The sequence below is a fragment of the Gleimia europaea ACS-120-V-Col10b genome, assembly GCF_000411155.1.
Taxonomy (GTDB): Bacteria; Actinomycetota; Actinomycetes; order Actinomycetales; family Actinomycetaceae; genus Gleimia; species Gleimia europaea_B.
The window spans coordinates 48,310-71,765 of the sequence record NZ_KE150266.1; the positions used below are offsets into that span (position 1 = coordinate 48,310).

General features: G+C 55.3%; 23 protein-coding genes. 18 read left to right on the top strand and 5 right to left on the bottom strand.

Going from position 1 to position 23,456, the window contains the following annotated elements; all coding sequences use genetic code 11:
- The first annotated feature begins 53 nt into the window (after window positions 1-53).
- Genes lspA through dnaE form a run of 3 tightly spaced genes read left to right on the top strand, consistent with a single transcriptional unit; the run spans window position 54 to window position 5,048 of the window.
- Window positions 54-563 carry a signal peptidase II gene (lspA, locus tag HMPREF9238_RS00235; protein WP_051109739.1) on the top strand — a complete coding sequence of 170 codons (510 nt, stop codon included), beginning with the start codon at window positions 54-56 and terminating at the stop codon, window positions 561-563.
- Window positions 560-1,477, top strand: coding sequence for an RluA family pseudouridine synthase (locus HMPREF9238_RS00240; protein WP_016443423.1), 918 nt, complete (start codon window positions 560-562; stop codon window positions 1,475-1,477). Before lspA ends, HMPREF9238_RS00240 begins: the two co-directional genes overlap by 4 nt.
- Window positions 1,478-1,514: 37 nt before the next feature.
- On the top strand, window positions 1,515-5,048 hold the full coding sequence (gene dnaE / locus HMPREF9238_RS00245) for a DNA polymerase III subunit alpha (RefSeq protein ID WP_040316405.1): 3,534 nt from the start codon (window positions 1,515-1,517) through the stop codon (window positions 5,046-5,048).
- 48 nt (window positions 5,049-5,096) lie between these two features.
- On the opposite strand, the gene HMPREF9238_RS00250 is transcribed toward dnaE, so the two are convergent.
- Both HMPREF9238_RS00250 and HMPREF9238_RS00255 read right to left on the bottom strand, forming a co-directional pair.
- A complete protein-coding gene (locus tag HMPREF9238_RS00250; RefSeq protein WP_016443425.1) occupies window positions 5,097-5,330 on the bottom strand; it encodes an RNA-binding S4 domain-containing protein in 234 nt (77 codons plus the stop codon).
- Window positions 5,323-5,766, bottom strand: a complete 444-nt coding sequence (locus HMPREF9238_RS00255; RefSeq protein ID WP_016443426.1) for a VanZ family protein — start codon at window positions 5,764-5,766, stop codon at window positions 5,323-5,325. Before HMPREF9238_RS00255 ends, HMPREF9238_RS00250 begins: the two co-directional genes overlap by 8 nt.
- A gap of 90 nt (window positions 5,767-5,856) precedes the next feature.
- On the opposite strand from HMPREF9238_RS00255, the gene hisD reads away from it, so the two are divergent.
- The 11 genes from hisD to thiL all read left to right on the top strand — a co-directional run bounded on the left by hisD (window position 5,857) and on the right by thiL (window position 14,326).
- Window positions 5,857-7,182 carry a histidinol dehydrogenase gene (hisD, locus tag HMPREF9238_RS00260; RefSeq protein ID WP_040316406.1) on the top strand — a complete coding sequence of 442 codons (1,326 nt, stop codon included), beginning with the start codon at window positions 5,857-5,859 and terminating at the stop codon, window positions 7,180-7,182.
- A 5-nt stretch (window positions 7,183-7,187) separates the two neighbouring features.
- Window positions 7,188-8,297, top strand: coding sequence for a histidinol-phosphate transaminase (locus tag HMPREF9238_RS00265; protein WP_016443428.1), 1,110 nt, complete (start codon window positions 7,188-7,190; stop codon window positions 8,295-8,297).
- Window positions 8,294-8,905, top strand: coding sequence for an imidazoleglycerol-phosphate dehydratase HisB (gene hisB / locus HMPREF9238_RS00270; RefSeq protein WP_016443429.1), 612 nt, complete (start codon window positions 8,294-8,296; stop codon window positions 8,903-8,905). The genes HMPREF9238_RS00265 and hisB overlap by 4 nt, the downstream gene beginning before the upstream one ends.
- Window positions 8,902-9,567: a hypothetical protein gene (locus tag HMPREF9238_RS00275; RefSeq protein ID WP_016443430.1), complete on the top strand. Its 666-nt coding sequence runs from the start codon at window positions 8,902-8,904 to the stop codon at window positions 9,565-9,567. Before hisB ends, HMPREF9238_RS00275 begins: the two co-directional genes overlap by 4 nt.
- A 9-nt stretch (window positions 9,568-9,576) precedes the next feature.
- Entirely contained in the window at window positions 9,577-10,293 is a 717-nt protein-coding gene (gene priA, locus HMPREF9238_RS00280; RefSeq protein ID WP_016443431.1) for a bifunctional 1-(5-phosphoribosyl)-5-((5-phosphoribosylamino)methylideneamino)imidazole-4-carboxamide isomerase/phosphoribosylanthranilate isomerase PriA, read from the top strand.
- On the top strand, window positions 10,286-10,957 hold the full coding sequence (locus tag HMPREF9238_RS00285) for an SseB family protein (protein WP_016443432.1): 672 nt from the start codon (window positions 10,286-10,288) through the stop codon (window positions 10,955-10,957). The genes priA and HMPREF9238_RS00285 overlap by 8 nt, the downstream gene beginning before the upstream one ends.
- A 258-nt stretch (window positions 10,958-11,215) precedes the next feature.
- Window positions 11,216-11,836 carry a translation initiation factor IF-3 gene (infC, locus tag HMPREF9238_RS00290; RefSeq protein WP_040316407.1) on the top strand — a complete coding sequence of 207 codons (621 nt, stop codon included), beginning with the start codon at window positions 11,216-11,218 and terminating at the stop codon, window positions 11,834-11,836.
- A gap of 37 nt (window positions 11,837-11,873) precedes the next feature.
- Window positions 11,874-12,068, top strand: a complete 195-nt coding sequence (rpmI, locus tag HMPREF9238_RS00295) for a 50S ribosomal protein L35 (RefSeq protein ID WP_016443434.1) — start codon at window positions 11,874-11,876, stop codon at window positions 12,066-12,068.
- 31 nt (window positions 12,069-12,099) lie between these two features.
- Window positions 12,100-12,480: a 50S ribosomal protein L20 gene (gene rplT, locus HMPREF9238_RS00300; RefSeq protein WP_016443435.1), complete on the top strand. Its 381-nt coding sequence runs from the start codon at window positions 12,100-12,102 to the stop codon at window positions 12,478-12,480.
- Window positions 12,481-12,482: 2 nt separating this feature from the next.
- Window positions 12,483-13,331 carry a TrmH family RNA methyltransferase gene (locus HMPREF9238_RS00305; protein WP_016443436.1) on the top strand — a complete coding sequence of 283 codons (849 nt, stop codon included), beginning with the start codon at window positions 12,483-12,485 and terminating at the stop codon, window positions 13,329-13,331.
- The gene (gene thiL, locus HMPREF9238_RS00310; RefSeq protein WP_016443437.1) at window positions 13,328-14,326 is read left to right on the top strand and encodes a thiamine-phosphate kinase; all 999 of its coding nucleotides are present in this window, start codon (window positions 13,328-13,330) and stop codon (window positions 14,324-14,326) included. The genes HMPREF9238_RS00305 and thiL overlap by 4 nt, the downstream gene beginning before the upstream one ends.
- A 130-nt stretch (window positions 14,327-14,456) precedes the next feature.
- Here thiL and HMPREF9238_RS00315 read toward each other — a convergent pair whose 3' ends face one another.
- From HMPREF9238_RS00315 to rpmB, 3 genes are all read right to left on the bottom strand, one after another.
- The gene (locus tag HMPREF9238_RS00315) at window positions 14,457-16,514 is read right to left on the bottom strand and encodes a CocE/NonD family hydrolase (protein ID WP_016443438.1); all 2,058 of its coding nucleotides are present in this window, start codon (window positions 16,512-16,514) and stop codon (window positions 14,457-14,459) included.
- Window positions 16,515-16,528: 14 nt separating this feature from the next.
- Window positions 16,529-18,055, bottom strand: a complete 1,527-nt coding sequence (locus HMPREF9238_RS00320) for a peptide MFS transporter (protein ID WP_016443439.1) — start codon at window positions 18,053-18,055, stop codon at window positions 16,529-16,531.
- 230 nt (window positions 18,056-18,285) lie between these two features.
- Window positions 18,286-18,477 carry a 50S ribosomal protein L28 gene (gene rpmB, locus HMPREF9238_RS08720; protein ID WP_072341093.1) on the bottom strand — a complete coding sequence of 64 codons (192 nt, stop codon included), beginning with the start codon at window positions 18,475-18,477 and terminating at the stop codon, window positions 18,286-18,288.
- Window positions 18,478-18,698: 221 nt separating this feature from the next.
- On the opposite strand from rpmB, the gene HMPREF9238_RS00325 reads away from it, so the two are divergent.
- Genes HMPREF9238_RS00325 through coaD form a run of 4 tightly spaced genes read left to right on the top strand, consistent with a single transcriptional unit; the run spans window position 18,699 to window position 23,449 of the window.
- On the top strand, window positions 18,699-20,288 hold the full coding sequence (locus HMPREF9238_RS00325; protein WP_016443441.1) for a hypothetical protein: 1,590 nt from the start codon (window positions 18,699-18,701) through the stop codon (window positions 20,286-20,288).
- Complete coding sequence (locus tag HMPREF9238_RS00330) at window positions 20,285-22,393, top strand: ATP-dependent DNA helicase RecG (RefSeq protein ID WP_016443442.1); 2,109 nt, start codon at window positions 20,285-20,287, stop codon at window positions 22,391-22,393. Before HMPREF9238_RS00325 ends, HMPREF9238_RS00330 begins: the two co-directional genes overlap by 4 nt.
- 19 nt (window positions 22,394-22,412) lie before the next feature.
- The gene (rsmD, locus tag HMPREF9238_RS00335) at window positions 22,413-22,976 is read left to right on the top strand and encodes a 16S rRNA (guanine(966)-N(2))-methyltransferase RsmD (protein ID WP_016443443.1); all 564 of its coding nucleotides are present in this window, start codon (window positions 22,413-22,415) and stop codon (window positions 22,974-22,976) included.
- Window positions 22,973-23,449: a pantetheine-phosphate adenylyltransferase gene (coaD, locus tag HMPREF9238_RS00340; protein WP_016443444.1), complete on the top strand. Its 477-nt coding sequence runs from the start codon at window positions 22,973-22,975 to the stop codon at window positions 23,447-23,449. Before rsmD ends, coaD begins: the two co-directional genes overlap by 4 nt.
- Window positions 23,450-23,456: the final 7 nt, after the last annotated feature.

The window sequence follows — 23,456 nt, forward strand, 5'->3', positions numbered from 1 at the left end:
GCGGAGGCGATGTGTATCGCCCCCGCTTTGTCTTGTTATCCAGGGGTTATCACATGCAACAGGGGAAGCAAGGTTTTAAGACCCGAATCATCTTTTACGTGGTCGCCATTTTTGCGGTGATTTCGGATCAGCTGAGTAAGGTCTGGGCTTTGAATAACCTGTCCACCAACCAAATTGATCCGTTTATTGGCTCGTTCATCAGTTTTCAGCTGGTTCATAATCCCGGCGCCGCATTTTCGTTGTTGGACAATGCCACTTGGGTTTTCACGGTCTTAGCGCTAGTCATAGTTATCGTGATCCTGTTTAGTGTCCGCAAGGTTTCTTCCAAACTGTGGCTAGTGTTTTTGGCGCTCCTATTTGGCGGGGCGATTGGTAATTTAATTGACCGTCTGATTCAACCTCCTTCGTTTGGCATGGGCCACGTGGTGGATTTTCTGAATTGGAACGGTTGGTTTGTGGGTAATGTTGCGGATATTTACATCGTGGTTGCGGCAGCCGTAATGTTCTTGCTGGCAGTTTTGGAAGTTCCTTTCACGCGAGATTTGAACGGTGAACAGCAGTGAATAACACGCGCTTCTTGCCGGTTCCCGACGGCCTCGTTGGGGAGCGAATAGACGTGGCCCTGTCGCGAATGCTGGGCTTATCGCGCTCCGCTGTGGGCAAAATGATTGAAGCTGGACAGATCGAAGTTGATTCGGTTGGCGCCAAAAAAGGACAGCGGCTGGAATCTGACCAAATGATTTCGGTAAACATGCAGGCGCGTGAAAAGGCCTCCGCACCGGTGGTTGGCATGGACATTCTTTACGATGATGAGGACATTGTTGTCGTCAACAAACCGGTGGGGGTTGCGGCACACACGGGCCCGGGTTGGGACGGGCCAACGGTGATTGGCAACTTGGAGGCAGCAGGCTATCGCATCTCCACGTCGGGTCCGCCGGAACGCCAGGGCATTGTGCACCGCTTGGATGTGGGTACCTCGGGCGCCATGGTGGTAGCTAAGTCTGAGCTTGCTTACACCAAATTGAAGCACGCATTTAAGGACCGTTCAGTAGATAAGATCTACCACGCTTTGGTAAGTGGGCATTTGGAGCCCGCCAAAGGAACAATCGACGCTCCGATTGCGCGGCACCCGTCAAAGGAATGGCGCATGGGCATTGTTGCTACGGGCCGGCAGGCTATCACCCATTTCGAGGTGTTGGAGTATTTGCCCGGCGCCACGCTCGTGCAGGTAGAGTTGGAGACAGGGCGCACCCACCAGATTCGCGTCCATTTTTCGTCCATTAACGCTCCCTTGATCGGAGACACATTCTACGGTGCGGATGAGCGTAAGGCGCAGCAGTTGGGGTTGGAGCGTCAGTGGCTTCACGCGATGGAACTCAAGCTCACACACCCGCGCACGGCGGTAAGAATGAGCGTTAGCGCCCCGTACCCGCCGGATCTGGAACGTGTTTTAGAACAGCTTCGCAACCCAGCCTGAAGTTTCTTCGGGATGATCGCTGGCATAGACTGACCCTATGTCCGTTCCACAGTTTGCTCACCTTCATAATCACACCGAGTATTCGATGCTCGATGGGGCATCCAAAATTGTTCCCATGGTTAAGGAGGCTGCGCGGCTTGGCCAGCCCGCAATCGCAATCACGGATCACGGCTACCTGTTTGGAGCCTACGAGTTTTATGCGGCGGCGAAGAAGCACGACGTGAAGCCGATTATTGGTCTCGAGGCTTACATGACGCCGGGTACTTCACGTTTTGATCAAACGCGCGTGCGTTGGGGCGATGAGTCACAAAAGGACGATGACGTTTCCGCTCGGGGTGCGTACACGCACCTCACCCTTATTTCTGAAACTACGGAGGGGATGCACAATCTTTTCCGCTTGGGATCGGGCGCCTCGCTTGATGGGCAGATGGGTAAGTGGCCACGCGCCGATATGGAACTGTTGGAACGCCACCACTCGGGCCTGATCGCGTTCTCGGGCTGTCCTTCATCCGAGGTGCAGGTCCGGCTCCGGCTGGGCCAGTGGGATGAAGCGGTTTCGGCGGCTGGTCGGCTACAAGACATCTTCGGTAAAGATAACTTTTACATTGAGCTGATGGATCACGGCATTGAGATCGAACGCCGCGTACGCACAGATCTGTTCCGTCTGGCTGACCACCTCAAGGCACCGAAGATTGTCACCAATGACGCGCACTACGTGACCGCTGAAGATCGGGATATTCAAGACGCGCTCCTTTGCATCAACTCCGGTTCGAAGCTGGCAGATCCGGATCGATTCCGTTTTGACGGCTCGGGCTACTACATTCGCTCATCCGAATCGATGCGCCGAGATTGGCAAGATGCACTCGATGCGTGTGATGCCACCCTGGAGATCGCAGAGCGTTGCGAGGTTCACTTCACCACGGTTGGTGAGGGCGCCAACTACATGCCGCGTTTCCCGGTTCCTGCCGGAGAAGATGAAACCTCTTGGTTTGTAAAGGAAGTTGAGCGAGGTCTGAACTACCGGTTCCCGGGCGGCGTTCCTGACGACGTTCGCAAGCAGGCCGAGTACGAGGTTGGGGTTATCACCCAGATGGGCTTCCCTGGCTACTTCCTCGTTGTTTCTGACTTCATCCGCTGGGCGAAGGAGCAAGGCATTAGGGTCGGGCCCGGCCGTGGTTCCGGTGCGGGTTCGATGGTAGCGTACGCGATGCAGATCACCGACCTCAACCCGCTTAACCACGGCCTCCTGTTCGAACGGTTCTTGAATCCTGAACGCGTGTCGATGCCGGACTTTGACGTCGATTTCGATGAGCGCAGACGTGGTGAGGTAATCGACTACGTGACCGAAAAGTATGGTTCGGATCGCGTGGCGCAGGTGATTACCTACGGCAAGATTAAAACCAAGCAGGCGTTGAAAGACTCGGCGCGCATTTTGGATAAGCCGTTTAACTTGGGAGATCAGCTGACCAAGGCCCTACCTCCGTCGGTGATGGGTAAGGACATCTCGGTAAGCGGCATTTTTAATCCGGAAGATCCTCGGTATGAAGAAGCCGCGGAGTTTCGCCGATTCCACCAGGAGAACGCGGAAACGCACGAGGTGGTTCAGCTTGCTAAAGGTATTGAAGGCCTAACCCGTCAGTGGGGTGTGCACGCCTGCGCGGTGATCATGTCTTCGGAGCCGCTCGAGCAGATTATTCCGCTCATGAAGCGTCCGCAGGACGGAGCGATCATCACCCAGTTTGATTACCCCACCTGTGAAACGTTGGGCCTACTAAAAATGGACTTCCTGGGGCTCACCAACCTTACGGTGATCTCGGATGCGCTCGACAATATCGCAAAGAACGGCAAGGAACGCCCCGACCTAAACCAAATTGGTCTCGACGATGAAAATACCTACAAGCTACTTTCACGCGGTGACACCCTCGGCGTGTTCCAGCTTGATGGTGACGGCATGCAAAAGCTGTTGAAGCGCATGCATCCGGACAACTTCGAAGATATTTCAGCTGTGGGCGCGCTGTACCGCCCCGGCCCGATGGGTGCAGACTCGCACAACAAGTACGCGGACCGTAAGAATGGGCGCGCGCAGATCGTGCCTATCCACCCCGAGCTAGCCGAACCGCTCGAAGATATTTTGGGCACCACCTACGGCCTTATCGTGTACCAAGAGCAGGTTATGGCTATCGCCCAGCGTGTAGCCGGGTACTCGCTGGGGCAAGCAGACTTGTTGCGCCGCGCGATGGGCAAGAAGAAAAAGGAGATCCTCGACAAGGAGTACGGCCCATTCCACCAAGGCATGATTGAACGAGGGTATTCCGAGGACGCGGTGAAGACCCTGTGGGACATCCTCGTTCCTTTCTCGAACTACGCGTTCAACAAGTCGCACTCGGCAGCATACGGCCTAGTGTCCTACTGGACAGCTTGGCTCAAGGCGAACTATCCCACCGAGTACATGGCCGCCCTCCTCACTTCTAATCGCGATAAGAAGGATAAACTCGCGCTGTACCTTTCCGAGTGTCGCCGCATGGGCATCACGGTTTTGCCGCCGGACGTGAACGAGTCGGCAGCAAACTTCACGCCGGCTGGCAGCGATATTCGTTTCGGCCTGGCCGCAATCCGCAACGTGGGTGCAAACGTTGTGGACGGTATTGAGGAAGCGCGAGACGAGAAGGGGGCATACACTTCTTTTGCGGACTTCCTAGATAAGGTGCCCGTGCGGGTTTGTAACAAGCGCACAATCGAGTCCCTCATCAAGGCAGGGGCGTTCGACACGCTCGAAGACAACCGCAGGGCGGTAGTGGCGGTGCACGAGGAGGCCGTGGATTCGGCCGTTAAGTTGAAACGTAACGAGTCGATCGGTCAGTTCGACCTATTTGGGGCTATGGGAGAAGAAAGCGCGTCGGTGCTCCGGGTGGAGATCCCTGACATCCCGCAGTGGTCAAAACGTGAGAAGCTTCAGTATGAGCGCGACATGCTCGGCCTGTACGTTTCGGATCACCCACTCTCAGGCATTCACCGTGCACTAGCTCGCTACCAGGACATGACGATTGGCGGTATCGTCCACGGTGAGGGCAGTATGGATAACCAAACTGTGAAGGTCGCCGGCCTCGTCACAAAGGTCGATGTAAAAACCACTCGCAAGGGTGAGCTATGGGCGATAGTCACGGTTGAGGATCTGTCTGGTTCTATCGACGTGCTGTTCTTCCCCCGCTCTTACGAGTCGATCTCGCATATCCTTGCCACCGACCTTGTGGTGCAGGTGGAAGGTAGAGTGAAGGAACGCGACCGTGAGCGCACGATTAACGGCGTGTCTATGACCGTGTTGGAATTGGGTGAGAATGGTAATGCGCCCGTCGTCTTAGAGCTTCCAGCTCACAGGTGTACGGAACCGGTGCTAACCGATTTGAAGAACATTATTTCCGGTTATCCGGGGCCTTGTCCGGTTCAGCTGCGGATTTTAAGGCCGGGGGAGCAGCCCGCATTGGTGCAGTTTGATTCGTCGTATAACGTAGATTCGAATACGTCTTTCTTTGCGGATTTGAAGGCGGCACTTGGAGCTGGCGTGCTGCGCTGATCCAAAAAGTGGTGGCTCATTGCTTGGTGCGACCACAAAATCGTTGGGTTATTCGCCTTCGGCGCAAACGATCACGGATTCGATTTCACCGCCGTAGTCTATGGATACCACTTGTCCATTTTTGAGGCGAGCGCCACGGCGCGTGTTTATTTCGCCGTCCACACTGACGTAGCCTTCCTGGATGGCCACGCGTGCCTCTCCGCCGTTTTCTACTAATCCTGCGAGCTTAAGCAGTTGGCCCAGGCGGATTTCGCCGCGAACTCGGATTTCGCGCTCACTCATTGGTTTTCTCTTTCTTAACTAGTAGCGCCACTATCAGCCACGCGATGAGGATACCGGCCACGTCAGCCGCGATGTCGAGGATGTCTCCGGTTCGTCCTGGGATGAAGTAGGCCTGGATCAGTTCTGACAAGCCGGCGTGCATGGCGGAGAGCCCAATGACGATGTTTTGGCGCCATCCGGTTAGCAGGGCGGCAGCCGTCACTGTGGCGAAGGCACTGGAATGGAGGATTTTGTCTGCGCCGCTTGTTTCACTGATGTTGAGGGCTGGAATTAGTTCATCGATGTGGCTGAGTAGGTTTGTTAGCAGGCCGCTTGTGTTGGCGGTGGCGGGCGTGTACAAAATCCAGCACAGTGCGGTAAACGTTACGGCAAAGACAGCTACCCACCAGTAGTTGATTTCGGGGGTGTCGTGTGCGTGACGCGGCCTTATCCTCATGCGCTCATTATGCCAGGTGAGGCGCGCAAATGTGTTTCACGTTTTTGTCCGCCGGCGCATGTACGGCGTAAAAACCCTAAAGTAGAAGGCATGATGAACATACTTGACCTGCGTGCCCTTTCGCTTAGCGCAGGTGAGCTTTCTGCCAAACTTCCGCGCGCTTCTCTTGATATCGACGGCGCTTTAGAAAAAGTTATGCCGATTATTGAGGACGTGCGCGCTCACGGGGGACAGGCTGTTCGCAGGTGGACCGCGAAGTTTGATGGGGTGGATCCCGCTCACATTCGCGTGCCGAGGTCTGCTTTGCAAGATGCTTTGGCCGGGCTTGATCCGAAGGTGCGCGCGGGTTTGGAAATCTCGATCCGCAACAATCAGATTGGGCACGAGGCGCAGCTACCCATGGAACGCCTGGTTGAGGTAGTGCCCGGCGGGTTTGTGCGCCAGCGGTGGATCCCGGTGCAGCGAGTCGGCCTCTACGTTCCGGGTGGTTTGGCTGTTTACCCCTCCTCGGTAGTTATGAACGTGGTTGCCGCAAAAGTTGCGGGCGTGGATTCGATTGCGATTGCAAGCCCGGCGCAAAAAGAGTTCGGCGGCCTGCCTCATCCCACTATTTTGGCAGCGTGTGAACTTTTGGGTATTGATGAGGTCTATGCCATGGGAGGCGCGCAGGCGATCGCCGCGTTCGCATATGGGTTCACCGACGAGGCCGATGGTAGTGTGTTGGAGCCTGTTGACGTGGTCACGGGGCCGGGCAATATTTTTGTTGCGGCGGCGAAGCGAGCCGTGAAGTCGGTGGTTGGTATTGACGCGGAGGCGGGCACTACAGAGATAGCTATTATTGCCGACGAGGCGGCGAATCCGCGCTTCGTGGCGCGAGACCTGATTTCGCAGGCCGAGCATGATCCGGCGGCAGCCTCGGTTCTGATCACGGATTCTGTGGCTCACGCCCGGGCGGTGCAGGCAGAGCTTGAATGCATGGTTGCGCAGACGAAGCATGCTCAGCGCATTGAGATGGCTCTGGGCGGGCCCCAGTCAGCGATTGTGCTCACCAAAGATCTTGCTCACTCGATTTTTGTGGCAAACGCGTTTGGGGCGGAGCATTTGGAGATCCAAACGGAAAACGCTCATGATGATTCCAAGCAGATCCGTAATGCGGGAGCTATCTTTGTGGGCTCATACTCGCCGGTTCCCCTCGGCGATTACATTGCCGGTTCTAACCACGTGCTGCCCACCGGTGGAACGGCGCGGTTCGCATCAGGCTTGAACGTGCACGCTTTCTTGAAGTCTGTTCAGCAGATCGAGTACAGTGAGCAAGCGCTTTTGAGCCTTACCGATCCGCTGGTAGCGCTGGCAAATAGTGAAGACTTGCCCGCTCACGGCGAGGCCGCTATCGAACGTTTCATCGCCAAGGAGTAGACGCCATGACCTTGCCTCTTCGTGAAGAACTCGCTAGCGTACAGCCCTATGGCGCGCCGCAACTCGACGTTCCTGTGCGCCTAAATGTAAACGAGAACCCATACCCGCCCGCGCCGGCCGTTATCAAATCGGTTCTGGAGGGTGTGGCTGAGGTTCTGCCTACCATGAATCGCTATCCTGATCGTGATTTCATGGAACTTCGCGCCGCACTAGCTAACTACCTGTATGAGGAAGCGGGCGTAACTGTCGAAAAAGAACGCATTTGGGCGGCGAATGGTTCCAATGAGGTTATGTTGCACCTGTTGCAGGCCTACGCTGGCGAGGGCAGGACGTTACTGTCTTTTGCTCCCACCTACTCGATGTACCACGAGTACGCTCGCGATACCGGCACCAACTGGGTAGCCGGTACGCGCGCTGCGGACTTCAAACTTGACTTCAACCACGTAGAGGCTGAGATTGAGCGTACGCGCCCGTCAATCTTGGTGCTTGCCTCGCCAAATAATCCGACGGGTACGGCCCTGACGCTGGAAGAGGCCCGCCTCCTTGCCGACCTAACGCGCGGTAGTGGGCCCGTGATCGGCGGGGCGCCAACCGACACGGTTTTGGTGATTGATGAGGCTTACGGGGAGTTTCGCCGCGAAGGTACCCCCTCTGCGCTTACCCTCCTCGACGAATACCCCCACGTCGTTGTCAGCCGCACCATGTCCAAAGCATTCGGCATGGCCGGACTGCGCCTCGGATACTTCGCGGCCGCCCGCGAAATCGTTGACCATGTCATGAGGGTTCGTCTGCCGTATCACCTGTCTGCCACCACGCAGGCGGTGGCGCTCGCCGCTTTGTCACATTCGAAAGAGCTGATGAGCCAGGTTGCACACATGCGCGCCACCCGCGACAACCTCGTAATCTGGTTGCGTAGCAAGGGGCTGGACGTGGCAGATTCGGACGCTAACTTTGTGCTGTTTGGTAAATTTGCGGATCGCGAGCGCGTATTTGCGCAACTTTTAGACAGAGGCGTTCTGATTCGCGTTGTGGGCCCGGAAGGCTATCTTCGGGTTAGTGTAGGTACTGATGAGGAAGACGCTCGTTTCCGAGCGGCATTAGAGGAGGTCTTGTGAGACTGTCGAATCCGCGTACGGCCGTCGTGGAGCGCTCAACGTTTGAGTCTACGATTCGAGTCGAGTTGAACCTGGATGGTACAGGCAAAACCCAAATCAGTACGGGCGTGCCTTTCTATGACCACATGCTGACTGCGCTCGGGAAGCATTCGCTGATTGATTTGACGATCGCAGCCCAAGGCGACATTGAGGTAGACGTTCACCACACGGTTGAAGACACCGCGATTTGTTTGGGCCAGGCGCTGAAGCAGGCGCTGGGTGATAAGAGTGGGATTCGCCGTTATGGCGATGCCACAGTGCCGCTCGATGAGGCGCTTGCCCGGGCAGTAGTCGATCTTGCAGGACGCCCGTATGTGGTGCATGAGGGGGAACCAAACGAGCAGATTTATCACCTCATTGGCGGCCACTTCACGGGTGCAATGACTCGGCATGTTTTTGAGTCCCTGGCATACAACGCGGGCATTTGCCTGCATGTGGACGTGATTCGTGGTCGCGACCCGCACCATATCGTTGAAGCGCAGTTTAAGGCGTTGGCGAGGGCGTTGCGCGCAGCTGTCGAGATGGATCCGCGCACCTCAGGTATTCCGTCCACCAAGGGCGCGTTGTGAGCGAAGGCAACATTGACGAGGAGTTCGAACGCATCATTGCGGGAATGGAAGAATCTGATACGGATGAACCAGCCCCGCAACCGGATGATCGCGGCACGGAGGACGAGCAGGTAACGCAGGAAGAGGTCGACCCGGATCAACCGGTTGATGAAAGCTTGCATTTGGAACAGGGCACGCAGCGCATCGGCCTCATCTTCGCGCCCCTGCGCCCAGCCTCCGCAGTTGCCCGAATGCTCGGCATGTATAAGATTGCCAGGTGGATCGTGCCAATCGATCACCAAATCGTCCTCTACCTTGAGTTGGATCCCGATGATGGGGAAGAGGAGTTCGCGAGCCTGCTGGGTGAAGAACGCCCCATGCCAGAAGAAGTTGACCGTTTCGCGAAGGTGATTTCTAAACTTTCTAAGTTCGGGGTGGTAGCTGTTGTGTCTACGCTGGCCGAGGAAGACTCACTGGTTGCCGGATCGGTGTATGCCAGACGTTATGTGAACGGCCAGCCGGAGGAAGCCATTCCTGCCGGCCTGTTGATCAACTCGATTGATATTCGCGCTGAAGACCTCCTGCTCGGTAGGTCTCGCCCGCAGGATTACCCCGATGCGGTGCATGCCACGGAGCGTCCCGTTCCGAAAGGGCGCGGCTTTGGTTTTCCGAAACTACCTTAAGAGGGCAAAATGATTGTTCTACCTGCTATCGATATTGTGGATGGCCGCGCTGTGCGCCTACATCAAGGCGAAGCTGGAACTGAGACGTTCTACGGCGATCCGGCGCAGATTGCGGCAGACTTTGCTGCTAAAGGCGCGCAGTGGATCCACATGGTTGATTTAGATGCCGCATTTGGGCGCGGATCCAATGCGGAACTCGCGCATAGAATCGCTGCGAGCGTGGATATCAACATTGAGCTTTCGGGCGGTATTCGCGACGATGAGTCGCTTAATCGGGCGCTTCGGGCTGGAGCGCGGCGCGTGAACCTCGGCACCGCAGCGATTGAGAACACCGAGTGGACTAAGCGCCTGATCGGTGAGTTTGGTGACCGCATCGCGGTGGGTCTTGACGTTCGTGGTACTACGCTCGCAACGCGAGGGTGGACCAAGCAGGGCGGTGACCTGTTCGAAATGATCGAACTTTTAGACCGAGCCGGCTGTCAGCGCTATGTCGTGACCGATGTTGCCAGGGACGGTACGCTAACCGGCCCTAACATTGAGTTACTCAAGCAGGTTTGCGCGCATACCGATGCGGCGGTGATTGCTTCGGGTGGCGTATCTAAGCTGGACGACATTCGTGCGCTTATGCCCCTTCAAGATGAGGGTGTGGAGGGCGTGATCGTTGGCAAAGCGATCTATTCTGGTGCTTTCACTTTGGAACAGGCCCTGGAGGTTGCCAGTGCCTAAGCACTCATTTGAGAGCCTACAGGCAAGACTGAGTCAGTCGGTTAACGCTAACGAGGCGGGCCAAACCCTCCCGCAAACGGCAACCGCTTTGGCCCTACCCGATCCCGCGCAGCGCCTGGTTTCCTTGGTAGAGGCTCTTGAAAATGAACGCCTGCTGGTGCCCGCCGTAGTGGAAGGCGCGGCATGTGAAGACGGCGATGTCGCGCTCACGGACACGGATCAGGGGCCTGCCGTCGTCGCATTTACCAGCGCGGAGACAATGAAAAGCTGGGATAGTGCCGCAAGACCTATACCCATGCCGGCGCGCCGGGTAGCGATGCTCGCGGTTGCTCAGGCTTCCGGGCGCCTTGTGATTGACGAGGGCCAAACTGGCATCCGTATCCCGCGGCCGGCCACCGTAGCGTTAGCACACGGGGATAGGTGGCTTCCGGCCTGGCAGGATAGGGAGCTGCTAGAGGAGCTTGCCCGCTTAGTTACCCCGCGTATCGCGTTTGTAAAGCCTCTGCCCAGCGCCGGCGCAACGCTACGGGTAGCAGTTGGTATTGTGCAGGGAGCCTCCAAAGAGGACCTCACTCGCGATTTACAGCGGATTGCAGCGGCGCCCCGGCTACGTCCGGCTGCGGAGCTGGTGGAAATAGTGCCAACCCTAGTGACGCAGGCGTGACGGACTCCATACGCGCAGTTCGTTATCACAACGCCAAATTTGGTAAACTGTCAGTTGTTTGTTGAGCGGAAGTCTCAACCAGTAGGCGTTCATATGAATGCCAACAGCAAGCGGAGTAATCCCACCTGGGTTTCAACCTCGTTGAGGGAAAACCATTTGGCTACCGGAACCGGGTAAATAGTGCGGCAGTTTGTCGTGTCTTTCGGGGTCTTCGTGTGCTGATGGCGCGAAGGCCCTCTTCGTGTCACCAGGGAACTATTGAAGGAGCAACTTATCAACGAGCCTCGTGTTAATGACCGAATCCGAGTCCCAGAGGTCCGCCTCGTGGGACCTGAAGGAGAACAGGTCGGCGTTGTGCGTGTGGCGGACGCCCTCCGGTTAGCTGAAGAGGCGGGCCTTGACCTAGTTGAGGTTGCCCCGAATGCGCGTCCACCGGTTGCAAAACTGATGGATTTTGGCAAGTACAAGTATGAACTTGCACAGAAAGCACGTGAGTCGCGTCGAAACCAGGCGAACACGGTTTTGAAGGAAATCCGTTTCCGCCTGAAGATCGACGATCACGATTATGAGACCAAGAAGGGTCACGTTGAGCGGTTCCTAAATGGTGGTGACAAGGTAAAGGTCATGATCATGTTCCGAGGCCGGGAGCAGTCTCGCCCGGAAATGGGTATTCGTTTGCTCGAGCGTTTGGCCGAGGATGTTGCTGAACTTGGCGTGGTGGAGTCTAAGCCGCGTCAAGATGGTCGCAACATGACGATGGTTCTTGCTCCAACTCGTAAGAAGTCTGAGGCAAAGAGTGAGCAGCGCCGCCGTCGTGAAGCTGAGCGCCAAGCAAAGCGGGATCGTCAAGCTGAGAGATCAGCAAAGTCTGGCAACTAGAGCTCCCCGCATTTGACTAGTAGAAAAAGGAAAAAACATGGCGAAGATGAAGACGCACTCCGGTGCGAAGAAGCGTTTCCGCGTTACGGGAAGCGGAAAGCTTATGCGTGAGAGGGCTGGCAAGCGTCACCTCCTGGAGCACAAGCCTTCTACCCGCACCCGTCGCCTTTCGCGCGACCAGGTAGTTGCAAAATCAGATGAGAAGAACGTTCGCCGCCTACTGGGTATGTAGCCCGCGGTTTTAGATTTAACAGGAGACTTTCATGGCACGAGTTAAAAGGTCTGTCAATGCGCGCAAAAAGCGTCGCACTACCCTTGAGCGCGCATCCGGTTACCGCGGTCAGCGTTCCCGCCTTTACCGTAAGGCGAAGGAGCAAGTTACCCACTCAATGGTGTACTCCTACCGTGACCGTCGCGCCCGCAAGCGTGACTTCCGTCGCCTCTGGATCCAGCGTATTAACGCAGCGGCTCGAGAGAACGGTATGACGTACAACCGGTTCATCCAGGGACTTAACCTGGCTGGTGTAGAGGTTGACCGCAAGATGCTTGCTGAGCTCGCTGTTTCGGATCCGAAGGCGTTCACGGCTCTCGTTGAGACCGCTAAGGCTGCTCTTCCAACAGACGTTAACGCTCCGAAGAACTAAGCATGTCGGCTGGTTTTCAGCCACGTTCTAAACGCCCGGCTTTGCTGGACAATCCGAATGCGGATCGCATTCGTAAGGTTGCAGCATTGGCCGGGCGTTCGGCACGTAGGCGTAGTGGTGAAGTTCTTGTGGAAGGCCCTCAGGCGGTTCGCGAGGCCGTGCGGTTTTGCGGCAAGGACCTGGTGGATGTTTACATTTCGCGAGAGGTAGAAAAGCGCGATCCGCAGCTTTTGCGTGACGCTTTAAAAGCAACTCGTTGGGTTCATCCGATGACGGATCAGGTTGCGAAGGCTATTTCACCTTCCGCGCAGGGGGTTGCCGCTGTGGTGAAGGATTTTCGTACCGATGGTTTGCCCAAGGTTGATTGGGATTTTATTGTGATTATGGGGCAAACGCAGGATCCGGGTAATGCGGGTAACATTATTCGCGCCGCTGATGCAGCTGGGGCGGATGCTGTGATCGCCTGCTCGGGAACGGTGGACATTTCGTCTCCGAAGGTTGTGCGCGCCTCGGCCGGCTCAGTTTTTCACTTGCCCTCCATTGTGAACGTCGGCTTCGAAGAGGTTGCGGAGTGGGTGAAGGCGCGGAAGATGTCGCTGATTGCGGCGGACGGGCACAGCAGCGTGAACTTGTTTGACGCCCAAGATGGCATGGAGGCTTTAGATCTGGCCGCACCCGTTGCCTGGGTGTTTGGTAACGAGGCGCACGGGTTTACACAGCTCAATGATGCGGTGTTTGATCACTCTGTGTCGATTCCGCTGGGCGGGCACGCCGAGTCTTTGAACGTGTCAGCAGCTGCGGCGATTTGCCTGTTTGCCACGGCAAAGGCGCGCCATAGAATGCGGATATGAGCAGCGAAGCACAGTTGATCGCGCGGATGCGCGAGGTACTCCCCGAAGGCGTACGCACAATGCTTGGGTCAGGTGATGACTGCGCGTTGGTTGCGGCACCGGAGGGGAGTTTTCTCGTTACAACGGATGCCCTCGTAGAGGGGCAACATTTCCGGCGCGATTGGTTCACTCCGGGCGAGATTGGGGCGCGGGCTGCTGTGCAGAATCTCGTTGATATTGCGGCGTGTGGGGGTAGCGCTTCGGGCCTCGTAGTTGCAATGGTTATTCCTCCTGGAAGCGATGAGGATTGGATCCTCGAGGTTGTTTCGGGCTTCGGTAGTGAGGTAGCGAAAACTGGTGCAGGAGTTATCGGAGGCGATATCACGAGCGGGAGAGATTTCACATTGGCGGTCACTGCATTTGGTTATTGTGACCGCCTCGTGACGCGTGCACAAGCAAAGCCGGGTGATGTAATCGCTTACGCGGGCGATATTGGGGTTAGTGGCGTTGGATTGGCGTTGCTACAAAACCATGTGGTAAACCCTGCCCTCCGCGGCGCAGAAGCGCTTGGATTCTATCATTATCCGCTCTCGTTCTATCGGGTTCCTAAGGTTCCGCTCCAGGCGGGACCTATAGCTGCTAACGCGGGCGCAACTGCAATGATCGATGTTTCAGATGGTCTTGGTATTGACCTGTCGCGGATTGCGAAAGCATCGAAAGTTTCAATGCGATTGTCTAGGTCACTTTTGAAAAATATTGTCGATGAACACCAGCCGTGGCTCGATGTTGCTTTAAAACACCTGGACGTGGGGCAACTTAATACTTGTGAACTGGTCGAGAAGATAGGACTGTTCAATCGCGGAGAAGATCACGCGCTGCTGGCCACGTTCCCGTCGGATATAAACGTGCCGCCCCCGTTCAGGATTATCGGTGACGTGACCGGCGGGGAAGTAGGAACGGTCATGCTTGATGACGAGCCGTATCCGGCTGGTGGATGGGATCACTTGCAAAGATGATGTATTTGCTCCTGATCATCATGCAGAGCAAGTACGGTGGTCGGTTCCAGAAGTGCCAGTGTTGTCACGTTCACGTTTTCAGTTGAATAACCACCTAAGGTGGTTATTCAACTGAAAATCCAGTAGGGGGTTAGGAAGCTTCTCTTGGAATGGTACGCTTCCAAACTTTTGCGAAAATCTTTTCGTCGCCGTCGTAACATTTGACGTCTGATTCAGTATAGAAATTGGCGTCGTCACAAGTAATACGGGTATCGGCTTCCACCCGCGCTTGCCAGTCAAGTTCTGGGCGTTCTAGCTTGATCCGCCACTGCGACTCTGTACGCGCCGTGGTGGGGTCATCCCACTGTATCCAATATCGTTCTACTGAGTCCTCGTCAAAGTGCAACCCGTCAGGATATATGCGGGTACCGCCATATGCGGGATCCACTTGCAGTAGGGTAGTTTTTGCAACTACATCGGTGCAGATAAGCCGTTCTGGCCTGCGCGATCCGGCCAGTCCAGCTTCCGGATATTTCACGTCCAATGGCACGGGTTGCACTGCCTCGTCGAAATGAATAGCGGCATCAAGCTTCGCGCGTTCGCTACCAGTAGCGGGGATCGGCCGGACAGGTAGCTCGATATGAGAACCGGTTAGATCGAGGGTGATCACACCCGAATCGGGTTGTGGCCAGATCCACGGCCAGTAAGCGTTAGAGATTGCAATGCGCAGGACGTGGCCAGCCGCAAAGTGATATCCAATTCCAGTCATCGCGAACTCCACGTCCACCCATTCATCCGTGGGCATTAGAACTGCCTTGTCACGACCTTCGCGTGAGCTAAGGTTAAGTGCTCCACGAGTTACCAGCGTTGATTCACCCGCGGGTGAGACGTCGTTCAAACGCGCGTATAGTTGCCCCCCGCTAGCTGGGGTTTTCACACGCATTTTTAACTTCGCATTTCCCAAGATCTCGAACGATTCAGTTACTTCGAAGTCGACCGTTACCGATCTGCCATCATCAGCTCGCTGGTCTACAGGTAGATCAGCTGCATTTCCAAAGGGGAAATACCGTCCTGCAGCTTGTCCCGTATCATGAGGAGAATCGACGATAACATGACCAGCATTAGTTTTTACCGTGTTTATACAGCCTTTTTCGAAGTTGAGAGTGGTTGGCACGATGTTTGGGGACGGCCAACTGGTTTCAGCAACCCAGCGTCCAGGCATTTCATCGTAGACGGAACGAGGTGGAATCGGATCTGTTATCCAAGTACGCAACAACGGCTCATTAACCACATCATTGGGCTTTTCTTTTAACCAGTGATCCCACCAGCGTAGGGTCTCGTTTAGAAAATCTATATGCGGTCCGGGGCGTAGATCACGATCGGGATACTGGTGAGACCAAGGCCCGAGTAGCCCTTTAACATTTTTGTCAAGCGCTGAAAGGTGTTCGCAAAGACGCAATACAGTGTCTCGATATGGGTCGTACCAGCCACCTACAGCCATAACAGCAGCATTTATTTGGGAGTAGTCTTCGCATACGGAGCCGTGCTCCCAATAGGAGTCTCTTCTTTGGTGACTCAGCCACGTGTCGATGTATGGCTCCATTCGGTTTAGTCGATACTCCCACTTCTCTCGCCACTTTTCACCCCAAACACGTTTGTCTAAGGGGCGTGACTCGAAGGCTAACATGGTGGCAGCCCATGCGTGCATGTCAACACCCAGCATCGACCCACCAAGGTAGTGCACGTCGTTGTCGTAACGATCGTCTGTCGAACAGGTGGTGACAATTGCTTTCAACGGTTCTGGGTGCAGTGCAGCCAACTGAAGCGAGTTGAAGCCGCCCCAGGAAATGCCAAACATCCCCACATTGCCTGTGCACCAATCCTGTTGTGCGATCCAGTTGATCACTTCAACGCCGTCGGCGTGTTCTTGAGGGCTGTACTCGTCTCCCGGTACGCCTTCGGAGTTGCCGTGGCCTCGAATATCGACTCGGATCGAAGCATAGCCATGCCCGGCGTAGAAAGGGTGCCGTTCGTAATCGCGTGGGGCTGTCCAGTCTCCGGCCCTGTATGGTAGATATTCCAAAATGGCAGGTACTGGATGATTGGTCTGTGGCATCCAACGCTTCATCCAAAGTTTTGTTCCATCAGATAAAGGGATCCACTCTTCTATCACTTCATGTTCAAAGGGGAACTGCTCAATGTATTTCATGTTTGAGTCGCCTCCTAGACAACGTGCTTCATACGTTTGCGCATCCACGGTGTTAGAGCCATAAGTAGTATTGCGTAAACCACGATGATGATTCCTTGAATACCGAAATAAAATGCGGCATTTTCGAATGTAAAGAATTTAACGATTTGTGCCTGGATACCCTGCGCTAGTGCCATTGCGGCAAACCAAAGTGCCATAGTTTGAGAGGCAAATGCGCGCGGTGCGAGCTTCGTGGTTGCGGACATCCCGGAGGTCTGCAAGATCAAATCTCCAAGCCCGAGGAAAACATAGCAAGAGACCATCCAAATGCTCGACATAAGGGCGCCACGTGGGGTTAAGGTTTGACCGAGTGCGACCATTAGAAATGCAACACCACCCAGCATCGTACCCATGCCAACTTTAGAAGCCACATGAGGCTGCCGGTTGCCAAGTTTTACCCAGATCCAGGCAAGAACAGGTCCCATTATGATCTCGACGATTGCAGTTAAAGATATGTACCAGGTGGATGGGTAGGAAAAACCTCCGATCGTGTTTGAAGTTTGTTCCAGGGCCAGGAAATTCAAAGTGTTCCCTGTCTGGAAGTACGTGAGGTTGTATGCCACGAGGGCGATAAGCAACAAGGAAAAAGGCAAAAGATTGCGTTTTTCCGTAGGGGTAACAGAATCCGAACGTCCCATCCAGATAATAAAAGCAAAAGGAACTAACGCAGAAACTCCGGTTACCAGGTTCACCAGCGTTCCCAAAGTGGCATCGGTGGCGAAGAAAAAAACGAGGCCAATTACAATTGCTGTGGTAGCAGCCGCGGTGGTTTTCCAAAAATTTGCATCAAATTCGAAGGAGTTTTGGATTCGTTGTGATCTTTCCTTCCCAGCAAACGAGGAACGTCCGCGGATGAAGAAAATTATTCCGATAATCATCCCCACTGCGGCCGCTGAGAATCCAAGGTGCCAGTGGTAGGTTTGACCAAGAAAACCAGCAACGAGCGGGCCCAAGAAAGCGCCGATGTTGATTCCGGAATAATAGATTGAAAACCCTGCGTCGCGCCGTCTGTCGCCTTGCTCGTATAGCTCTCCGACCATTGTCGAGACATTTGGCTTCAATAGGCCCGTACCGAGAATAATTAGAGCTAAACCGACCCAGGTTGCGAATTCTCGGGGGATTCCCATAAAAATGTGTCCGCTGGCAATAAGGAGGGAACCCCATAGAACGGAGCGATACGTACCGACAACTCGGTCCGCTATCCAAGCACCAACGAGGGCCAACAAATAAACTAGAGCGCCGTATGCTGCTACCACAGAAGATGCGGTTTGCTGATCATAGCCTAGTCCTCCTGAGGCTATAGCGTCGGCGAAGTAGAGAGCCAAGATAGCTTGGAAACCTAAATATGAGAAACGTTCCCACAGCTCCAGATTGAAAAGTGCTGCCAATCCACGAGGATGGCCAAAAAATGACGTGTCGGCGCGAACATTTCGGTCTTGTTTGCGCGCTTCAGAAATAGACGTAGAAGGGGAGACCACCGAATTAGAGTTCTGGTCAGACATAAATAATCCTTAATTCCCATAGAGAATACGCGAGGGAGCACGCGCGAAATGACGGATTAGTGCGCCAAATGTCCTCCTAAGCTTGGGATCATCATTCGCTAGGATAACAAACTGGCCCGTTGCATCAACAGCTAAGATGTTGCCGTCTTGTTAAGGAATTCAAGATGAGCAGGGCCCGATGGTATAAAAATTCGCCCTCTTTCGAGGGCGAACACAGTAAGAGCGGTAGCTTATATAGCGCGGGTAACGCGCTCGCTCTTGATGCAGGTGGTGCATACGTTGAGGCGCTTAGGGGTGCCATTAACGACTGCACGCACACGCTGAATGTTGGGGTTCCAACGACGGTTGGTTCGCACGTGGGAGTGCGAAACGCTCTTGCCGAAGCCGGGTCCCTTGCCACACACGTCGCACTTAGAAGCCACGGTTTATCTCCGATTCCTAGATAAGTCTCATACAACTGTTCATTTTGAACACTGCTGAGGCACGCAGGTAGGCGCACCTCAGGCAACCTGTTTAGACTATCGAAATGCGGGCCCCTTTGCCAACTATCGAAGCGCGTTTTTGTGTCTAGTGGACCACAGTATGATTTTCGTGCGGGGTTTAGCTCACTTATTTTGTCCGTGTCTTATGAGACGATTTGACTATGACCAGCCAGTACCGTTGTTCACTTAGTGGGCAAGATATTGTTCAGTTTGTTGACCGTTGTAGCGAGGCTCTTGATACCCTCGCCCCATTTTTGGATGACTTGAATGCGCTTGGCGGATCGGATTTTGACACGGGCGCTAACGCGGCACGCTCATTCGCAGCTATAAAACGGTTAATGCAGCGCTCCAATGAAAAGGTGGAGTCGGCCGGCGCCGTGCTCCAGGCGCTGACCGTGTATGCGCGGGCGGGGTCCGCGGGCCATGTGGGCATCTTAATTACCAGTGTAATTGCGGCTTTGGCTGCTACATCGGCGGGAAATGAAGTCAGGCCGATTGATATGCGCGCATTCTTGGCTTCTCTTCCGCGCACAGTGGAGGATGCGTTTTCAACACCTGCTCCAGAGCTGATGGAGATGGCTGTGGCGGCCCGGCAGGTGGCGTTGGATACGCCGGATCCGATTGATGCGGCGCACATGATGGTTGGGCGCGCGTCGATGGTGGTGCAAGATGCGCTAATTGATGCCACAAGCGGGTGGATCAACCCAGGTGCGTGCGTGTTTGCAGTGATGATTTCAGCGCTGCACTCGGTTTATGAGAACTCGCTTGCTCCGCTTGAAGTTGCCCGTGACATGATGCGTTCGCTCGCGCAGTCCACGAGAATCTCGAAAACAGCCGAATCGCCGCACGAAGGTGCGCAGTTCTCCGTCGATTTTCACCTTGACTGCATGGCAGAGGATTTAGCGGAGTTTCGTGCGGGTCTAGATGAACGGGGATATCGGTACTCAATGCAGGGCAGTGCGGACCAGCTTGGAATGGGCACATGGCGGTTTCACATTGACACGTCAGATCCTTCTGCTGTGCTACCAAAGGTGGGATGGACGCGCAACATTGTGGTTAAGGATGCGCGTTATGGCGAGCTAATCGGCTATGACGAGCTGGCGGTGCAAGAAGAGGAGTCGGGCGTTTTGTACCTTTCTCGCCCCACATGGCAGCGGCCTGAAACTGTGCGGGTTATTGCTCTGCTTCGGAATGAGCATTTCTTAGAGGAAGTTGCCTCCACTGGCGCGCACGTAATTTTGAATCCGATCCGTCAAGACGCAGTGCTGATTTCTGAGCTCATGCTGTCAGCTCCCTCCAGGGTAAGCCTTGTGGTCCCAGGTGATGAGGAAGCCGCCGAGGTTGCGATGCGCGCGAAAAAGCTTGCGCTTAAGTCTGCTGAGGTTTTTGTAGTGAGTGATACGCCGCCTTATTCGGACGTGGTGGTAAGCGTACTCGCCGCGAAGGCAGCACCCATATTCATGCCGCAGGTGGGGGATCGCACGGCCAAGATCACTCGCGATCTTCTCGATTCGGCCGCAAGGGCGGCGAAGGCGCGCGTGGCGGTACTAGAGGAAGCGGATCCGCAGGCGGTGTCGTTTTCACTGAAGCAGTTGGTTGGATACGGTCTTGAGCGTGTAGTGATGATAGCGCCGGAACCGGATATGCTTTTACGCCATTCGATTGAGATGGCGCTGGATGATCGTGGAGCCACGCAGTACGTGGAATATGCGCGCGATAATCGCACGCAGGTGGTGTTGGTAAACCGATGAGTGCCTCTGTTCCTAGCAAGCCACAACTTCTTGATTCGCCGTTAGATCGCGTGCTCGGGCCGCGCACGGCCAAGAAGATCGCCTCCCTCGGGCTTGAAACCGCAGGGGATCTACTCATGTTCTTCCCCCGCCGCTACGGGCATTGGGGTAAGCTCACCCCGCTCGCCGCGATTCATGAGGGAGAGGACGTGACTTTGCTGGCTCAGGTGGAGTCTGCGCAGATGGTGCGTAACCGCAACGGGGGTGTGCGGCTGTCGGTTGAGCTGACGGATGGCTACAAGAACATTAATGCAACTTTTTTCGCGCGCCACCCGGGCGCGCTGTCGGTGCATGAGCGGATGCTGGTTCCCGGCTCGTCGCACTTGTTTGCAGGAAAAGTGTCGTCGTATCGAGGGCGTCTCCAGCTTACACATCCAGATTTCGAACGGTTTGAGCGCGGCGATGCGAAGGATCGTGTGGATCGACCAATCCCGATTTACGCGGCGAACTCGAAGTGCCCAAGCTGGCTTACCTCTAAGTCGGCGAAGATTATTACCGCGATGGTACAACCCGGTGACGTCCTCGACCCGATTCCGATGAAGCTGCGAGAAGATCGCGACCTTATGGCGTATGCGGACGCGCTAGTTCAGTTGCATGATCCGCAGTCCGATCAAGAAGTCACGCGCGCAAAACTCACCGTCAGATGGGCAGAAGCTCTGACCTTGCAAACAGCTTTACTGCGCCGTCGAGCGCGTGCGAAGAAAGATACAGCCCCGCGTATTGAGGCGGGGCAGGCATTTGCTCAGGCCAAGGCGGAACTACCGTTTACCTTGACCAGCGGTCAGGAAGAGGCTCTTGGGCAGATCTTAGCGGATATGGCGGGCGAACACCCTATGCAAAAGCTGTTGCAGGCTGATGTTGGGGCGGGGAAAACTGTAGTGGCTGGCTTGGCAATGACGGCTACCGTAGATGCAGGATACCAGGCGGCCCTCCTCGCTCCCACCGAAGTGCTTGCGGCACAACACGCGGTGTCACTTTCAAAAATGTTGCCCGTCCCGGTGGAACTGCTAACGGGATCGTCGAAGTCGAAGCATCGCGGCGATGTGTCTGCGCTAGCCTCTTCTGGCCAGGCGGCCGTATTTGTGGGTACGCACGCTCTAATTCAAGACTCGCTACAGTTTTCCAACCTGGGTCTTGTGGTGGTGGACGAACAGCATCGCTTTGGAGTTTCCCAACGCGACCGCCTGCGCGCGGGTGGGCAAATGGTGCCGCACATGCTCACCATGACGGCCACCCCAATTCCGCGCACCATCGCGATGACGGTGTTTGGAGATCTAGACGCCCTCACCATCCGCGAGTTACCGACGGGCCGCAAACAGGTCCAAACTTTCCTCGTTGATGCTACGAACGCGGCTTGGAACAAGCGCATGTGGGAGCGTGCTCGCGAAGAAGTTGAGGCGGGTGGGCGCGTGTTCGTGGTGGCACCGCGAATCGATTCCACCGATGGTGATGATTCGCAGTTAGCTAACGTGGTGGACACTCGCGAAATGCTCGCCATCCTGCCCCAGTTGGGTGGCGTGAAGGTTGGCTTGCTACACGGGGGCATGAGTGCAAGTGAGAAAACTGTAGCAATCGAGCGGTTTGATAACGGGATCACTCCCATTTTGGTAACAACAACAGTTATTGAGGTGGGCGTGGATATCTCCGCAGCTTCGATGATGGTCATTTTGGATGCCCAGCAGTTCGGATTGTCTCAACTTCACCAGTTACGAGGACGCGTTGGCCGCGGTGGCCAGCAGGCTATTTGCATGGCGCACCACCGCACGGGTTTGGCTCCAGAATCTATGAAACGCTTAGAAGCGTTCGCCTCGACCACGGATGGATTTGCGTTGGCGGAGGCTGATTTGAAGCTTCGCCGGGAAGGTAACGTGCTTGGCGAGAATCAATCGGGTGTACGAACTTCCTTGAAAGCACTGCGCGTGACGCGCGACGGGGCGATTATTGAGGCTGCGCGTACCTACGCCGGTGAGCTACTAGAGGAGGACAACGATTTAAGGGATTACCCGCAACTACTGCAGGCGGCGAACCGGATGGGCGAGGCAGCTGAGTGGATGGAACGGTCATGATATCGCGTAGGCTTTGCGTATGACACGGATTGTTGCAGGAGCGTTTGGGGGACGCAGACTCGATGTGCCTGCCGCAGGTACGCGCCCAACGTCAGAGCGGGTTAGAGAGGCACTGTTTTCTCGTTTAGAAAGTTGGGATGAGGTTGATGGTGCTAGGGTGTTGGACCTGTTCGCTGGTTCGGGCGCGCTGGGGCTGGAAGCGCTTTCGCGAGGCTCTGCCAGTGTCACTTTGGTGGACAACTCCGCTGCTGCCGTGAAAGCGCTGCGTAGCAATGTGAATAAGAATGGTTTTTCAAACGTGCAGGTGGTGCGAGCTGACGCCGCAAAGTTTGAAACCGTCCACTCTTTCACCCTGGCTTTCCTGGATCCCCCCTACAACATAGATGCGGGCCAGCTACGAAACGTGCTTGCGCATTTGCAGAGATTTCTTGAGGATGACGCTCTTGTTGTGGTCGAACTGTCAGCCCGCACTCCCGAGCCGCAGTGGCCAGTAGCGTACCGGCGCGAATCGAGTCGAAAATGGGGTGAAACCATGGTGTGGTTCCTAACATTTTCCATGCCAACAGGTAGCGTGGAAGCATGACACGCGCAGTAATTCCCGGCTCCTTTGACCCGTTCACAAACGGTCACCTCGACATTGTGAAAAGGTGTGCGAACCTTTTTGACGAAGTAATTGTTGGCGTGGGAGATAATCTGTCCAAAAAATACTGGTTCTCAATCGAGGAACGCGTAGAGCTAGCCAAGCGGAGCACGGCTGATATTCCGAGCGTGCAAGTGCGGGCGCTTAACGGGCTACTGGCGAAGTGGTGCGTTGAGCACGAGGTGGACGTGATTGTGAAGGGGCTTCGTTCCGCCCTTGATGCGGGGTTTGAGCTTCCCCAGGCTACGGTTAATCGCGAGCTTGGCGATATTGAGACGATCCTGCTTGCCACTAACCCGGCACTTGCCCATATTTCTTCAACGATTGTTAAAGAAGTTGCGGCTAACGGCGGTGATGTTTCATCTATGGTTAGTGCAAGCGTGCAAGAAACATTGGAAACTAAGATTCGTGGCTAAGGGGGCC

Bases quoted from the DNA above. Each gene is read 5' to 3' on its own strand.
- lspA (WP_051109739.1), top strand. From the start codon at position 54: ATGCAACAGGGGAAGCAAGGTTTTAAGACCCGAATCATCTTTTACGTG.
- dnaE (WP_040316405.1), top strand. From the start codon at position 1,515: ATGTCCGTTCCACAGTTTGCTCACCTTCATAATCACACCGAGTATTCG.
- HMPREF9238_RS00250 (WP_016443425.1), bottom strand. From the start codon at position 5,330: ATGAGTGAGCGCGAAATCCGAGTTCGCGGCGAAATCCGCCTGGGCCAA.
- HMPREF9238_RS00255 (WP_016443426.1), bottom strand. From the start codon at position 5,766: ATGAGGATAAGGCCGCGTCACGCACACGACACCCCCGAAATCAACTAC.
- hisD (WP_040316406.1), top strand. From the start codon at position 5,857: ATGATGAACATACTTGACCTGCGTGCCCTTTCGCTTAGCGCAGGTGAG.
- HMPREF9238_RS00265 (WP_016443428.1), top strand. From the start codon at position 7,188: ATGACCTTGCCTCTTCGTGAAGAACTCGCTAGCGTACAGCCCTATGGC.
- priA (WP_016443431.1), top strand. From the start codon at position 9,577: ATGATTGTTCTACCTGCTATCGATATTGTGGATGGCCGCGCTGTGCGC.
- rpmI (WP_016443434.1), top strand. From the start codon at position 11,874: ATGGCGAAGATGAAGACGCACTCCGGTGCGAAGAAGCGTTTCCGCGTT.
- rplT (WP_016443435.1), top strand. From the start codon at position 12,100: ATGGCACGAGTTAAAAGGTCTGTCAATGCGCGCAAAAAGCGTCGCACT.
- HMPREF9238_RS00305 (WP_016443436.1), top strand. From the start codon at position 12,483: ATGTCGGCTGGTTTTCAGCCACGTTCTAAACGCCCGGCTTTGCTGGAC.
- thiL (WP_016443437.1), top strand. From the start codon at position 13,328: ATGAGCAGCGAAGCACAGTTGATCGCGCGGATGCGCGAGGTACTCCCC.
- HMPREF9238_RS00315 (WP_016443438.1), bottom strand. From the start codon at position 16,514: ATGAAATACATTGAGCAGTTCCCCTTTGAACATGAAGTGATAGAAGAG.
- HMPREF9238_RS00320 (WP_016443439.1), bottom strand. From the start codon at position 18,055: ATGTCTGACCAGAACTCTAATTCGGTGGTCTCCCCTTCTACGTCTATT.
- HMPREF9238_RS00325 (WP_016443441.1), top strand. From the start codon at position 18,699: ATGACCAGCCAGTACCGTTGTTCACTTAGTGGGCAAGATATTGTTCAG.
- HMPREF9238_RS00330 (WP_016443442.1), top strand. From the start codon at position 20,285: ATGAGTGCCTCTGTTCCTAGCAAGCCACAACTTCTTGATTCGCCGTTA.
- rsmD (WP_016443443.1), top strand. From the start codon at position 22,413: ATGACACGGATTGTTGCAGGAGCGTTTGGGGGACGCAGACTCGATGTG.
- coaD (WP_016443444.1), top strand. From the start codon at position 22,973: ATGACACGCGCAGTAATTCCCGGCTCCTTTGACCCGTTCACAAACGGT.